The 13,915-nt window shown below is 43.7% G+C and carries 16 protein-coding genes; 10 read left to right on the top strand and 6 right to left on the bottom strand.

Annotated elements, in window-relative coordinates; genetic code table 11:
- Nucleotides 1-113: 113 nt before the first annotated feature.
- Nucleotides 114-431, top strand: coding sequence for a hypothetical protein (locus B9T16_RS10925; RefSeq protein ID WP_410244764.1), 318 nt, complete (start codon nucleotides 114-116; stop codon nucleotides 429-431).
- Nucleotides 432-820: 389 nt separating this feature from the next.
- Nucleotides 821-1,054: a hypothetical protein gene (locus tag B9T16_RS10920; protein ID WP_410244763.1), complete on the top strand. Its 234-nt coding sequence runs from the start codon at nucleotides 821-823 to the stop codon at nucleotides 1,052-1,054.
- A 117-nt stretch (nucleotides 1,055-1,171) separates the two neighbouring features.
- On the opposite strand, the gene B9T16_RS10915 is transcribed toward B9T16_RS10920, so the two are convergent.
- Together B9T16_RS10915 and B9T16_RS10910 are read right to left on the bottom strand one after the other, a co-directional pair.
- The gene (locus tag B9T16_RS10915; protein WP_006617278.1) at nucleotides 1,172-1,708 is read right to left on the bottom strand and encodes a thylakoid membrane photosystem I accumulation factor; all 537 of its coding nucleotides are present in this window, start codon (nucleotides 1,706-1,708) and stop codon (nucleotides 1,172-1,174) included.
- 311 nt (nucleotides 1,709-2,019) lie between these two features.
- Nucleotides 2,020-2,250 carry a hypothetical protein gene (locus tag B9T16_RS10910; protein ID WP_006667936.1) on the bottom strand — a complete coding sequence of 77 codons (231 nt, stop codon included), beginning with the start codon at nucleotides 2,248-2,250 and terminating at the stop codon, nucleotides 2,020-2,022.
- A 30-nt stretch (nucleotides 2,251-2,280) separates the two neighbouring features.
- Between B9T16_RS10910 and apcA the strand changes: the two genes are divergently transcribed.
- The 4 genes from apcA to B9T16_RS10890 all read left to right on the top strand — a co-directional run bounded on the left by apcA (nucleotide 2,281) and on the right by B9T16_RS10890 (nucleotide 5,072).
- Nucleotides 2,281-2,766, top strand: coding sequence for an allophycocyanin subunit alpha (gene apcA / locus B9T16_RS10905; protein ID WP_006617276.1), 486 nt, complete (start codon nucleotides 2,281-2,283; stop codon nucleotides 2,764-2,766).
- An 84-nt stretch (nucleotides 2,767-2,850) separates the two neighbouring features.
- On the top strand, nucleotides 2,851-3,336 hold the full coding sequence (gene apcB, locus B9T16_RS10900) for an allophycocyanin subunit beta (protein ID WP_006617275.1): 486 nt from the start codon (nucleotides 2,851-2,853) through the stop codon (nucleotides 3,334-3,336).
- Nucleotides 3,337-3,585: 249 nt separating this feature from the next.
- Nucleotides 3,586-3,789, top strand: coding sequence for a phycobilisome linker polypeptide (locus B9T16_RS10895; RefSeq protein WP_006617274.1), 204 nt, complete (start codon nucleotides 3,586-3,588; stop codon nucleotides 3,787-3,789).
- 422 nt (nucleotides 3,790-4,211) lie between these two features.
- A complete protein-coding gene (locus B9T16_RS10890; RefSeq protein ID WP_006617273.1) occupies nucleotides 4,212-5,072 on the top strand; it encodes a hypothetical protein in 861 nt (286 codons plus the stop codon).
- A 12-nt stretch (nucleotides 5,073-5,084) separates the two neighbouring features.
- Here the strand turns inward: B9T16_RS10890 and B9T16_RS10885 are convergent, their stop codons facing one another.
- A complete protein-coding gene (locus B9T16_RS10885; RefSeq protein ID WP_006617272.1) occupies nucleotides 5,085-5,828 on the bottom strand; it encodes a phycocyanobilin:ferredoxin oxidoreductase in 744 nt (247 codons plus the stop codon).
- Between the two features lie 347 nt (nucleotides 5,829-6,175).
- Between B9T16_RS10885 and B9T16_RS10880 the strand changes: the two genes are divergently transcribed.
- A complete protein-coding gene (locus B9T16_RS10880) occupies nucleotides 6,176-10,474 on the top strand; it encodes a hypothetical protein (protein WP_006617271.1) in 4,299 nt (1,432 codons plus the stop codon).
- A gap of 77 nt (nucleotides 10,475-10,551) precedes the next feature.
- On the opposite strand, the gene B9T16_RS10875 is transcribed toward B9T16_RS10880, so the two are convergent.
- A complete protein-coding gene (locus B9T16_RS10875) occupies nucleotides 10,552-10,863 on the bottom strand; it encodes a hypothetical protein (RefSeq protein ID WP_410244762.1) in 312 nt (103 codons plus the stop codon).
- Nucleotides 10,864-10,905: 42 nt separating this feature from the next.
- Between B9T16_RS10875 and B9T16_RS10870 the strand changes: the two genes are divergently transcribed.
- Complete coding sequence (locus B9T16_RS10870) at nucleotides 10,906-11,259, top strand: rhodanese-like domain-containing protein (RefSeq protein WP_006619388.1); 354 nt, start codon at nucleotides 10,906-10,908, stop codon at nucleotides 11,257-11,259.
- 102 nt (nucleotides 11,260-11,361) lie between these two features.
- Here B9T16_RS10870 and B9T16_RS10865 read toward each other — a convergent pair whose 3' ends face one another.
- Nucleotides 11,362-11,565, bottom strand: a complete 204-nt coding sequence (locus B9T16_RS10865; protein ID WP_006619387.1) for a hypothetical protein — start codon at nucleotides 11,563-11,565, stop codon at nucleotides 11,362-11,364.
- Nucleotides 11,566-11,711: 146 nt separating this feature from the next.
- Nucleotides 11,712-12,338, bottom strand: a complete 627-nt coding sequence (recR, locus tag B9T16_RS10860; RefSeq protein WP_006619386.1) for a recombination mediator RecR — start codon at nucleotides 12,336-12,338, stop codon at nucleotides 11,712-11,714.
- A 525-nt stretch (nucleotides 12,339-12,863) separates the two neighbouring features.
- Here recR and purS point away from each other — a divergent pair.
- Together purS and purQ are read left to right on the top strand one after the other, a co-directional pair.
- A complete protein-coding gene (gene purS / locus B9T16_RS10855; RefSeq protein WP_006619385.1) occupies nucleotides 12,864-13,160 on the top strand; it encodes a phosphoribosylformylglycinamidine synthase subunit PurS in 297 nt (98 codons plus the stop codon).
- A 2-nt stretch (nucleotides 13,161-13,162) separates the two neighbouring features.
- Nucleotides 13,163-13,840 (top strand): phosphoribosylformylglycinamidine synthase subunit PurQ, encoded by a 678-nt coding sequence (gene purQ, locus B9T16_RS10850; RefSeq protein WP_410244761.1) that lies wholly within the window; start codon nucleotides 13,163-13,165, stop codon nucleotides 13,838-13,840.
- Nucleotides 13,841-13,915: the final 75 nt, after the last annotated feature.

Raw genomic sequence — 13,915 nt, 5'->3', positions numbered from 1 at the left:
GATTAGAAAGTTAGGAGTTCGCCGCCGTTTTTTCAAAAACGCAACATGGATCGAAAATCATCCTACAATGGATCTAAAGTTTAACGTAACAATTGAGGCTTTTGTAGACTAACATGGACATCTCTCTTAATCAATTAATTGACCATCTCCCCAATGATTCACAGTTTAAAACTTTACTAGAAACATTGGGGGCAAGCGGTGATAGTGTGGACGCTACCGTAGAATTTTGTCATTTAGTAGGGGCATTATATCAAGCACAGCAAGTATACAACCAACAACCAGGAAATAAAGCAATTAGTATGGTCTCAGAAGAAAGTGTTGGGCCTGTAATAGAAAGTTTGGACGGAACATTTTTTAGGAGGTTACAAAGAACTATAGCTTTTTTTAGAAAGTATGAAGATGCTGTAATTGTCCCGAAAATCGAAAGTTAGTTGGTCGAAAATTTAAAGCTGCCAGATAATTCGGATTCTATCTGCATTATCTGGTCAAAGTCTTGAAATTAACCCAAGTAAAATGTGATTAAAAATCCACATAAACATAGGAGTTAATTCCGCCGTGGATATTGAAGTCGAAAAAATCACAATAATCATAAGTTGGATACTTTCACTCATTAGTACGGTATGGTATGTATCAGTTCAATACACAATAATTAAAGTACAAGTCAACAGAAAAGAGCTAAACAGAATATCATCAATGCTTAGGCGAGAAATAGAAGAGCATAACAGACTTATATGGATAAACGTCAACCACATGGAAAAATACTTAACMAAAAATCAGGATTATTTTCCGTTAAATATACAAGGCGATAAATACAAAAATTATGACGACTGAAGTTTTGCCGGAATTATTACGGGTAGGAAGTGATGGGGTTGTGATATTTCTAGTGTGGTCTTTAATGAAACAGAACCAAAAGTTAATAGCAGAGGTTAACTCAAGAGACAATGAATTAATGAAGTTGATTTACAAAATACTTAGCAGTGAACAACGAGGGACAAGAAGTAAACGCGATCGCACTAGCCGGATTAACCGTCCCAGGGCAGAAAGCAAGGAGTGAGTTATCAGACTGACCCAATGGAAGGCAGCCTACTGGGAAAATGGACAAAATAAGTACAAATTCCCAGTTAGGACAAAAAAGCGATCACATTAAGTCCCTTGACACCAATCTGGACTTCTACAATTCCAAGACAAAGGTAAACGCTTCACTATTAATCTCATTAACGGGTTTGCGTCGCAGTTCTACAGATTTCTCACGGGGTAATAAGTCGAATACTTCCCGGAATACATCATCTACCTTTTCATAGGCGACTAGCCCCACCTCATCTAACACGACATCTCCTGATTGGTCAATTATCACTGTTTGGGGAACATATCCTCGATAGTAATGACCCGGTTCCGTGGGAGGTAGGGACGAGTCCATGGGGATTGAATCAATATTAACTGGGATAAAGTCCGCAGCCCTTCCGTAATACTCTTGCAGTTGCGATACTGTTGTCGAAAATACTTTGCAGTCGCGGCTGTCGTCCAGAAAAAAAACTAGCAATGCTGGTTTATGGAGTCTCAAAGACTGGGACAGTTCAACTCGTGGCGGCACTAGAGACCCATTACCGCCATATAGCGCAAAAATGTTGCCATCAAACTTATCATCGTCAATATTTGCTAAAGCTGGACCGGTTCCCAGGGTTAACGTTAGCAAGGCAGCTAAGGCCATGATTAGTAAGCCCCTGGGTATGAGTCGGAGGTTGAATGTTATTGGGTTGGAGTTCAGCACTGTCATCAGTTAATTGAGAGTCCTAGCTTTCGGAATTGTTACAATCTTTTAACGACATTTTACAACAGCGATCGCCAAGATTATGACCCGAATATTCAGCCAGTATCGGGAAAATCACCGCCGAATTTGGCCATTTCCCTCAGTCCCTCGTCCCTAATTATTAAGTTTTTCCCCATGAAATGTTAAAAACTATTACAAATATACTAATAATGTGAACATAATGCCTCAAAATACATTTCGAGGTAGTCATGTCATGAGGTTTCATTTGGGGGACCAAATAGGGACACCCGAAACTCGTGGCGGCGTATAATCAAATACGCCCGATCGCGATCGATAAATGACTCGGCAATCTTGGTAATAGCCAAAAGTTGCCTGCTCAGGAGAAGTTGCCTGCTAACCGCCACCTGTGGCAGGTTAAATGGTACTTCCCAAAGCTGAGGAGCCACGACACCGGGCTGACCGAAAGTCGTAGGCTTCATCATGAACACATTAGCTAAACCCTGTGGTAGAAAATGAGTATCGTTACCAAATCCATCGTCAATGCAGACGCTGAAGCGCGTTATCTGAGCCCTGGTGAATTAGATCGGATCAAATCCTTTGTTACCTCTGGCGAACGCCGGGTTCGGATTGCTGAAACCATGACAGGTGCTCGTGAGCGCATCATCAAGGAAGCAGGAAACCAACTTTTCCAAAAACGTCCTGATGTAGTCTCTCCCGGTGGAAATGCCTACGGTGAGGAAATGACTGCCACCTGCCTGCGGGATCTAGACTACTACCTGCGTCTGATCACCTACGGAATTGTTGCTGGCGATGTTACCCCCATTGAAGAAATCGGGGTTGTAGGTGTTCGCGAAATGTACAAATCTCTTGGTACTCCCATCGAAGCAGTAGCTGAAGGTGTACGGGCTATGAAGAGTGTAGCCACTTCCCTGCTGTCTGGAGAAGACGCGGCCGAAGCAGGTGCTTACTTCGACTACCTAATTGGTGCAATGTCATAAGCACTGGCGATTATCTCTTATCAATCGACCAAGATTCATCTAAACAATTCCTAGATCAAGCGACCATTAGCAAACGAAACCATCATGCAAGACGCAATCACTTCCGTAATCAACTCCTCTGACGTTCAAGGTAAATACCTGGATGCTAGCGCTATCCAAAAACTGAAAGCCTATTTCGCTACTGGTGAACTGCGCGTTCGTGCAGCAACCACCATCAGCGCTAATGCAGCTAACATCGTTAAGGAAGCAGTTGCTAAGTCTCTGCTGTACTCCGATATCACCCGTCCCGGTGGTAATATGTACACCACTCGTCGCTATGCTGCTTGCATCCGTGACCTGGACTACTACCTCCGCTATGCTACCTATGCTATGCTGGCTGGCGATCCTTCCATCCTGGATGAGCGTGTACTCAATGGCCTGAAAGAAACTTATAACTCTTTGGGTGTACCCATTGGCGCTACCGTTCAAGCTATCCAAGCTATGAAAGAAGTTACTGCTGGCTTAGTTGGTGCTGATGCTGGTAAGGAAATGGGCATTTACTTTGATTACATCTGCTCTGGCTTGAGCTAAGACTGCTCACAGAGGAAGCTAGAATGTAGTCATCCCCTTTGGAAATACTACAGTCTTGGTTCTTCAATTCCTATAAACTTAGGGCCAGGGAAGTCTGAAGTGAGTGCTAGACCGCCAAAGGCTTGTCTGTATCATTGATAAGTTTTAGCGAGCTAGTATTGGCTTATGACTCCCGGCCTTTAGTCATTTGATAAATATTACTGTCAAATACTGTCAAAATTGCTGACTTAACTCAGGAGCAAGATAATCATGAGATCTTTCAAAGTAACAGCTTGCGTTCCCAGCCAAACACGGATTCGCACTCAGCGTGAGTTACAAAATACCTATTTCACTAAGCTGGTTCCCTATGACAACTGGTTCCGGGAACAGCAACGGATTATGAAAATGGGTGGAAAAATTGTCAAAGTTGAATTAGCCACTGGGAAGCCGGGAACTAATACAGGACTGCTGTGATCATAGTGGAAACGCCAACCGCCTTGGCGGTGTGGCGTGTTTAGTTCACCCGCTCAATTTCGCTACAATTGCGCTCGGGTGTATATATGCCAATAGCAATCAGCGCTATATATCTAAAAATTAATTTAACTTCATCTTTTTGGACACTTGTGGCTAGGTGGGCTTGTATATTGATGGCCCCGTTTCTCACCACCACGAGTGGCTTTTCTGCTTGTATAATTAGAGAAATACACTTGACCAACAGAACTAATCACCTATCACGAGTAGATATAAGGGGTGCGTTTGGTCACTTATTCGCTCAAGTCCAGGAAACTGCTAGATCCGAAATACCTTCGAGGAATCCCTGTCCCCCGGCTTAAATAGTCAATATTTAAATGTAAAATTCCCCTGGGGAAGTATGTCAACCTTATTGATGATTGCTGATGGATAATAGTACAAATTTCGTTGAATCTATATTAGCACAAACTCCTTCCGAAAATCCTACCACTAATCTGAGTAATAAAGTCACCTCAGAAATGTTGTGGATGGGAGCCACGGGTTTGATGCTAATAATACTGATTGTAGTCTCAGTCATTTATAACTCTAAAAACAAAGGTCTTGCCAAGAAGTTAAAAATGGAGACATTTAGAAATAAAGAACTCCATAAAAAATATAAATTGGCTTTGGCAACTATTTCTAAAATGGAGAAAAACCCAGACTTAATTCACTCCAGGGAATTTAACCTTGATTATCTCAGGATGAGAATGTCTGAGGATGTTTTCCATTATGCCATCATTGTTCAAATTAAGATGAAGGTCAAGCAGCAAATCGCTGTGGCTATGCGACCTACACAGGCGGCTGTGGGAGAAAAAAGTAATGCTGGTCAAGGCCGCCAAGTTGATTCAATTTTTGATGTTGAATACGACACAGGAGACCATGAACATAGCAAAAAACGGGTATTATTTCGGATACAAATTAGGTTGATGAAATTACCCACGCAAGCAACTTCAACGACTATTAATCAGATTATTGACTGCTTGGAAACCTATTTGAGTCCCTCGGATGACCATGATAATTGGCAACCGACAATTCAGGGGAGAATTGCCCATATTGAATGGGACCAAAAAGCCAAACCTACTCCCCTATTAGTGTTAGAACAATCTAACGAAGGCATGAATGTTACGTTCCGTACTAATCGGAAACTCCCGGAAAGTCAAGGTAAAACTCCTTTACCAGCATCAAGTCGCAACAAGTCTAAACGCCGTAAAACTGCTTCGAGTGGTAACACTCATTTTACCCCTTAACTGTGGCTGGTCTCAGTCTTCAGGAGTATCAAATAAAACTGTGGTCATATAGCGTTCTGCCCATTCCTCGCCAAAGGCTTTTTCGAGGACGCGCCTGGTCTTGTCGTTTTGCTGTTGTTGTTGACAGTAGTGGCGTTGGGCGTTGATAATCTGAATTTGTTGTTCTGGGGAAACCGGAGTTTGAGCGATCGCACTTTGACAGTGTAGTTCCATATAAGTCTCAACCCGACTCAGAAACAAGTCCTCCTCCTGCTCGTTAGCCGGACGCACAAATAGACAAAACTCCGAAAAAATATCCCCCCAGGCGGGAATATCACGGGGTTGAGAAAACTGATTTTGGGGTAATTCTTGCAAAACCCGATGATAATTTTCCGGTAAAGTGCGATCGCCACTTAGGGGCGACAAATCCACAATCGCCGCCCCAATTCTACCACGTCCCCCCACCAAATCCGTACCAAACATAGGCAGAGCGAATGAACTGCGGGGAAACATCACACAATGGAGAATATCCAAACCGCTACCCACCTTAGCCAATTCCAAGTGCATCTTACGAAACTGTGGAGTTTGATAGCAGCGATTTTCAATAGTCAACCTTTCCCCTTCTAATCGCCCCTCAATGTATCCTAAATCATCAGGCAGATGATAGGGTTGCAGATCCAAATACTGACCCCATAGGCGTTCAATACTGTTCGCCAATCGGCTAATTAACGGGTGTTGTTGTTCCCGCAAAGAATTTTGGTTGAAAGTTGATTGCATTCTCAAACCTAATTAAAACAGCCGTTCCCAAAAAACCAAGTTGTGCATATTTTAAGTCGCCCTGAACATCTTTAATTGATACCATGTGCATCAAATGGGAAGCGTCGGCCTAATTATTTAAGTGACCCCCCCACAGCCCAATTTATGTTCAGCGCGAGACAAGGCACAGCAGTTTATGAAATCATACCCCTGCTTAGGTTTCAGCCTGTTACCTTAGACCTGAGCCGGGATGTTTCTGATACTGACACAGCCATTATCACACAATTAGTGGGTATCTGTAAGTATAATTAGTTAGATTTGGTGTGATTCGTTTGCACCCCTGGGTTAATTGGAAATCCGCAAGAGCTATGTATATTTACACTACCCCCAGGTTTGATCAACAAGCCAAACAATTTGGTGTTCAGGGTCAGATTGCAGAATTAGTAGTAGCCATTCAGACCCAGGGCAGTTCTGCTGTCCATGCCTATTTTAACTGGAATTATCCCTATCTGAAGCGGCCTGTCCGTAATCTCAGACTACTGGGGAAAATCTTTCCTTTTAAGAATGAGCGAGTATTGTGTTTACTCGATGTTTTGACTAGGGGGGGTCATGAATATGAGTCTTTTCTGCAAAACCCAGAAGACTACGGGAAAAAGCATTTAGACCCTCTAGTTGATTATACCGACCTAGAAAATAGTATCAAAGGCCAACGAGAAAGAAAAAAAGGGCCTTTCCGTCAACAATTTTTACCAGAAATCTATCACGGTTGGCTACAACGACCTACCTGGACTCGCAAGACAGACGATCGCATTATTTGTGAAGGTGAGGTCTGGGTCAAACAGTTTCAGCAGCAGGAAACTCGCGACCAATGGCAGAGTTATGGTGAAATTGTCCTAGCCATTGTCGAAGGACAGGAAGAAAAACAGCACACTCCCTGGCCAAATTTATACTTAACCTGCAAACCAGACAGTAGTAATTATGTCCTCTATAGCCATTTAGAGACAGCCGACGGCTTACCTCGTCGGGTAGTGTTCTTAGTAGCCAGTTTTGATGGTCTACCCCAGCCAGCCGATATTGAGGCGGTGCTACAACAGACCCGGCTGTTAACTCTTGACTTTCCCCAGGGTATTTTTTCCACACCCATTACTTATGATATTCTCTCGCGTTATACCCGTCGCGCTTATCCAGACTATTTAGTCCTAGATAGGGAAATTTGGCTAGAAATTGAAGCAGATAATGGTATTAATTTAGCCCTTTCTGTGGAAGAAGAAAGAATTTTACATGAACTTTCTAGCCCTGATTCTGAAAATTCTCTACCCTTATTTATCAATGGTCGCGCGGGGAGTGGCAAATCAACCATGTTGGTTTATTTGTTTGCTGAATACTGCGATCGCTACCGGAAAATTTATGCTCAAAAACTGCCAGAAAAAGTCATTAAACCACTATTTTTGACTTATAATGAACGTCTGCTAACTCGCGCAAAACAAGGAGTAGAAAAGCTGCTAATAACTAACTATAAGTTCATGCTAAACAGCAGTAACCTGAAGAAAAAACCACCCTTAGAACCTTGCTTTCAATCCTTCCAAGATTTTCTAATTAATTTACTTCCTCCAGAAGAAAGCGATAAATTTGATCGCGATCGCTATATCTCCTTTTACGACTTCCGCCAAAACTTTACCCATCGCCAAAAACGCTACTCTCCAGAATTATGCTGGCATATTATCCGCACATTCATCAAAGGCTATAGCCTCGTCAATCAAAACGATGAATACATGACCCCAGAGGATTATGATGATGTTCCCCGCCGAGAAAAAACCATTTCCTCAGAAGTCTTTGATGCCATTTATAAACAGGTTTGGCCGTGGTACTATAGACTCACCCATGATGATGGCTATTGGGATGACCAAGACTTAATCCGGCGAGTCCTGCAAGTCAAAGGTGATAGCCTCCCCAAATATACAGCAATTTTTTGTGATGAAGCCCAGGATTTCACCAAATTAGAACTATTGCTAATCGTCAAACTCTCTCTATTTTCTGACTCAGTTATGTATCCCCCCATTCCCAGTTTACCCTTTGCCTTTGCCGGGGATCCATTTCAGACCCTTAACCCCACCGGATTTCGTTGGCAAAGTGTCAAAGCCACCTTTTTTGATCAGGTAATTTCTCACCTAGACCCTGACCAAAAACTCAATCTAGGAATGTCATTTTATGAACTAGAATCCAATTATAGATCCAGCCCAGCCATAGTCAAAATGACCAATTTAATTCATCTATGGCGGCATCTAGTTTTTAAAATCCCCAAACTCAAACCCCAGGAAGCATGGCAACCAATAGCCAATGCTCGTCATCCCCAAAAATTCATCTTTGGTCAGCGTAATTTTTCCGTAAATGACCTCAAAAGCCACATCGAAAAATCCCCCATTTTTATTGTACCGTGTGAAGCAAACGGCGAATTAACATATATTAAAAATGATGATTTTTTATCTTCGTTATATCCGGGAGCCAGCGAAACCAATCCCCCGAAAAATGTGTTAAGTGCCATTCAAGCCAAAGGCTTGGAATTCCCCCTAGTAATTTTATATAAATTTGGCGAACAGTTTGCCAAGGAATTTGGGCGATCGCTTTGGGATTATATCAATTTAGACCAAGAACATCCCTTAGAATTAGAGTATTTTTTCAATAAATTATATGTAGCAGCCAGTCGAGGAATCACTAACCTAATAGTCATTGATACAGAAGTCGGCGATCGTTTCCTCTGGCAATATGCAACCACAGACTGGTTACACCAATCTGCATACCAACTAGAACAATGTTTAGCTGCATCAGACGATCGCCAGATTTGGGAAGGCTATATAGGCGGTTTAAATTGGGGGGATAGTCTCGAAAATCTCGATCTTGATCACCGGGAATTACAAGCCCAAGAATTTGAAGAAAATGGCCGAATGCAGAAAGATCCCGTTTCCCTACGACGGGCTAAACAGTTTTATCTCGAACTCGGAAAGCAAACAGAAGCCCTATTATGTGAAGCCTGGGCCCTGAGATTCGATCGCCGATTTCGAGAAGCCGGGCTATTATTTAGTCGCTATGGTCAAAACGACGCAGCCTGGGAATGTTTCTGGCATGGTCTATGTTGGCAAGCCCTACTCGACTGGTATCACCAATTTCCTGAATCAAGACCAGCAGAACGTCCCCTAGTCGAATTTATGGCAACCCCCACCAAAACCCTAGCTGTAGTCGAGCAATTTACCCTATTTTTGGAAGAAGCCATAGCACAAAAATCTACCACCGATCTGGGAACAGTCAATTTAGACACTTCCGTAGGATTAAATCCTACCACCGAGTATAGTCCTCATCACCCCCACCTCGGTTCTCGCACGCCAGACCACAACCGCAAACCCTGGAAAGCAGCCATTTCTGAATATGCCAGCAGAATCAAACGCTTGATGGCCGAAAAGCGATTATCTCTCCCTGTGTGGCAAAGATTTGGTGATGTATTGGAAGCCTTAGATGAAGCCAAATATGATGGCCTCCTAGATATTGCTGGGGAATGCTTCTATCGAGCTAAAAACTTGCGGCGCGCCGTCCGCTGTTGGCAGCGTTGTGGGTCTACTGACCGACGGGAATATAATATTGCTCTAGCTGATGTGTTAGGCTTCCCAGAAGGTTTGGCTTATTTGGAACGAGCCGGAAATAGCGATCGCATTATTGCTGAATGGGAACGCGCCGGTCGTCCCGTCACCGCCCAGTGGTTAAAATATGGCGAATGTGTTAGACGCGCCTTACTTGCACAAAATCGCTACCGCGACTGGGTAGAATATTTGATGCGCTCCCGACAATGGTCTGATGCGATCGCCGCCTTAGAAGAGTGTTCTCGATCCGAAATCAAAGGCTTACAGTTTGAGTTAATCCGACAACTCGCTCGCTCTAATTTGACCCCACAACAGGTGCGTATTGCTCGCTCTCGCTATATGACCCTCATAGACCAAGTATTATCCAATTCCGATTGGAAAGCCTATCTAGCAGTTCCGGAAGTCGGCGTAGTCCTCGAAAGAATTGGCGATTTAGTGCGGACTTTAAGATTTTATGAGCAGTTTGTTGAAGCCGAAAACCTCCATTTAAAGGTGTTTGCTCGACAACGTTGGATTGTTAATAAAATTAAACAACAAAATTATGCCGCCAACGTTGACCCTCGGCGGGCTACCGCTATAAGTGAGGAAATTAACCGCAAAGCCTCCGATTGGAGGATTGATTTAGACGCTTTACCTACCGATCTCCCACCCATAGACCGTTTGACAACCCATAAATCCCAGCAGAGTGCTATCAATCTTGTCCAAGGATTGCCCCCTGGAGTACAGATCAATCTTTCCTCTTCTGATGGTCATGCTTATAGTTTCCGTATTGATTCGATGGAAGTGCGCGTAGTTAAACGCGATCGCCTCCTCAAAGCGACAATTACCGACCTCCATACTCTCAAGACTCTACAAATTGAGGTTGATAGTCGCGGCGGTAGGGTCTGTATTGGTAATATGTTTGTCGAAGCTGCTGATGGTCAGCGTCTTTTGTTTCAAGGTCCCGTTACTGGCTGTAGTGGCGCGATTATCTATCGTCAGAATCCCCCATTGGTTCAACTAAAGTTACCCAATCACCCTGATACTATTGTTTTTTAGCAATCTTTTATCCCCTAGGGCGGGTGCAGCAGTCTTATCCTGTGTGCTGTGGCTGGCTTGGGGCGCGTGCAGCAGTCTTATCCTGTGTGCTGTGTGTGGCTGGCTTGGGGCGCGTGCAGCAGTCTTATCCTGTGTGCTGTGTGTGGCTGGCTTGGGGCGCGTGCAGCAGTCTTATCCTGTGTGCTGTGACTGGCTTGGGGCGCGTGCAGCAGTCTTATCCTGTGTGCTGTGACTGGCTTGGGGCGCGTGCAGCAGTCTTGTCCTGTGTGCTGTGGCTGGCTTGGGGAGGGTGCAGCAGTCTTGTCCTGTGTGCTGTGGCTGGCTTTAGCACCCGCCCCTACAGGACCCGCCCCTACAACTTTTCCGCAACCTTCTCCAGAATCTGCCATAATTATTCAAATTGATACAGGAACTAAAAATACCCTAGTTATATGTCGGTTCAATTTTTTTACTTACCTGAAATTGATGTCAAGACCGTTGCTGACTACCTACAAAAGCCTACCCAAGAGGTGCAGCTTATTGATGTTCGAGAACCTCAAGAATTGGCGATCGCTAGTATTGATGGTTTTGTTAATTACCCCTTGAGTGAACATCAGCAGTGGTCAGAATCCATTTTGACTCAACTTGACCTCCATAAGGAAACTTGGGTAATGTGTCATCATGGCAGACGTTCAGCCCAAATGGGTCAGTGGCTCATTCAACAGGGTTTTACTAATGTTAAAAATATTACCGGCGGCATTGATGCTTACTCTGTAATCGTTGATGATACCGTACCCCGCTACTGATTTCGCAGATCAAAAAGAGTCCGCATAAGCGGACTCTCCTGGGATAAACAGAAAGCTGTCGAGTTCATTCTGTTGATCGACTCGATTTATTCATAGCGTTACTTATATTTCGTCTACTAGCTGGACTCGTCCCCGCCGAATTGAGTACAATAGACGATCTATCACTCGTAGTTCTTCTTTTTCTAAGGATTCATCTAGTACCGCTGCCATTAGACCATAGCGATCGGCTTTAGTCAAAGATCTCGTTTCAGTTACCGATGCAATGATTTCTGAGAGTGCGCCCGGAAGTAGTTTGACTGGAGACATAAGTGCGTTTTGAACTCGACACTTTTATCATCCTCCATTTCTCAGATTAGATCCGTGATCTGCTATCAGACAATCAGTGATTATACAGATGTAATTTGGTGAGTTAAAACACTTATAGCTGGTGATAACTGTCACAGCCCCCTCCATTAGTCTAACTCCCGTCTCCCTTCTAACGCCCGCGCTAACGTCACCTCATCAGCATACTCTAAATCCCCACCCACAGGTAAACCGAAAGCAATACGAGTTACTCTCGTAAAAGGCTTCAGTAATTGACCTAAATATAATGTCGTCGTTTCCCCTTCCACGCTTGGGTTAACCGCGATAATCACTTCCTTAAACTTTTGTTGACTTACCCGCCTCACTAGGGGTTGAACTGTTAGTTGTTCTGGCCCAATACCATCCATAGGAGAAATTACTCCCCCCAAAACATGATACAATCCCCTATATTCACGGGTTTTCTCTAACGCGATTACATCCCGTGAGTCCGAAACTACACATATCGTTTCGCGATCGCGTTGCGGATTACGGCAAATCTCGCAAACAGGTTCCGCCGACAGGTGAAAACATACCTGACACAAACCTACCTGTTTTTTCGCTTCCAACAACGCCCTCGCTAGGGCCTGTACTTCTTCCTCTGGCCGTTTGATAATATGAAGAGCAAGTCTTTGGGCTGTTTTTGGCCCAATACCGGGCAGCCTCTGGAACTGTTCGATTAGACGGGCTAAGGGGCGTGTGTAAACCGTTGTTTTTCCTCCACTTATGCGCTCATACAATAGTATAACCCCTTACCAGTGTGAACCGAATTATGTTAAGTTTTGTAACAAAAAATTAAGAAATGTTACAAAAAATTTCTTTTTTGGGGGTTTCCTGGCTTTTTTGGTTGACTTCTGATATGATTTTAGATAATAGGAATATTTGAACTTTTTTTATTGTTGAATATGATTCATTATTTAAAGAAATGTCAATATATTAGCATGAGTTCCCGCCGCCTGTCAACCCCCACAGCCACCCTGGCCGTACATTTTTTTAAAAATTGAACAAAAAATCAACCTAGCAGCCAAAAAAAATCCACCGACGCGGTGACGGTGGAACAACAAAGGATGATGGTGTGAGGAGCGAGTTACTAAACTTGCTTACAGTTTTAAGAATAGTCACCCCTTGTTACAGCCCTGTGTCATGTTTATGAAGATTTTGTGACACTTGCCAGAAGCCACAATAAGCCTTGTCCCAGTTTATCATTCGTGGATGTTTCTTGTGATCCGGGTTTGGTGGATAATAAGATTTGTTAGTTAAACAACATGGGTAGTTTTGTGGCACAAACATTTCAAGCTAAAGTTTACGTCACCCTTCGTCCTTCAGTGTTAGACCCAGCCGGGACGGCGGTTCGTTCCGGCGTTCAGCAGATGGGATATCAAAATGTCGAACAAATCCGAATTGGTAAATATATAGAGGTGACACTCCAGGCGGCGGACGAAGCGGAAGCAGTCCAGCAACTTGATCAAATTTGCGATCGCATTTTAGCCAACCCGGTTATCGAAACCTATCGTTTTGATTTAACCCCCCTATCGGAAACTGCAACCACTACAGCCCATTAGATATGAAATTTGGTATCCTAGTTTTCCCTGGTTCTAACTGCGATCGCGATGTCGCCTGGGTGACACAGGGACTGTTAAACAAACCCACCCGCATGGTGTGGCATCAAGATACAGACCTTTCTGATATTGATGTGGTAGTCATTCCTGGCGGGTTTAGTTATGGTGATTATCTGCGCTGTGGTGCGATCGCCCGTTTTTCTCCCATTATTCGCGCTACCATTGACCATGTAAATGCTGGTAAATTTGCGATCGGTATCTGTAACGGTTTCCAAATTTTAACCGAAGCCGGACTTTTACCTGGGGCTTTAGTTCGTAATCGGGATCTGCATTTTATTTGCGATCGTGTTCCCATCAGAGTTGTCAATAATAAAACTCCCTGGACTAGAAAATATCAATCTAATGAGGTGATTACTCTTCCTATTGCTCACGGTGAGGGGTGTTACTATGCCGACCAAAAAACTCTGGCACAATTAGAAGATAATAACCAGGTCGTGTTCCGCTATGAAGGCGATAACCCTAATGGTTCCCTCAATAATATTGCCGGAATTTGTAACCAATCCGGTACTGTTGTTGGTATGATGCCTCACCCGGAAAGAGCCGCTGACMCTATGTTGGGTAATACTGATGGTATTAAAATGTTTGAAGCTGTATTACAACAAGTAGTTAGGGCTAGGGTTTAGTTATCCATTCTCAATTGTCCGGTAATGGCGGGTTTCACAGTTAATTAAACTTACTACCTACAATATTAACAAACC

It is taken from the genome of Arthrospira sp. PCC 8006 (assembly GCF_046480465.1).
Classification (GTDB): domain Bacteria; phylum Cyanobacteriota; class Cyanobacteriia; order Cyanobacteriales; family Microcoleaceae; genus Limnospira; species Limnospira platensis.
The sequence above is the reverse complement of the archived record's forward strand: the minus strand, read 5'-3'. Positions and strand labels throughout refer to the sequence as shown.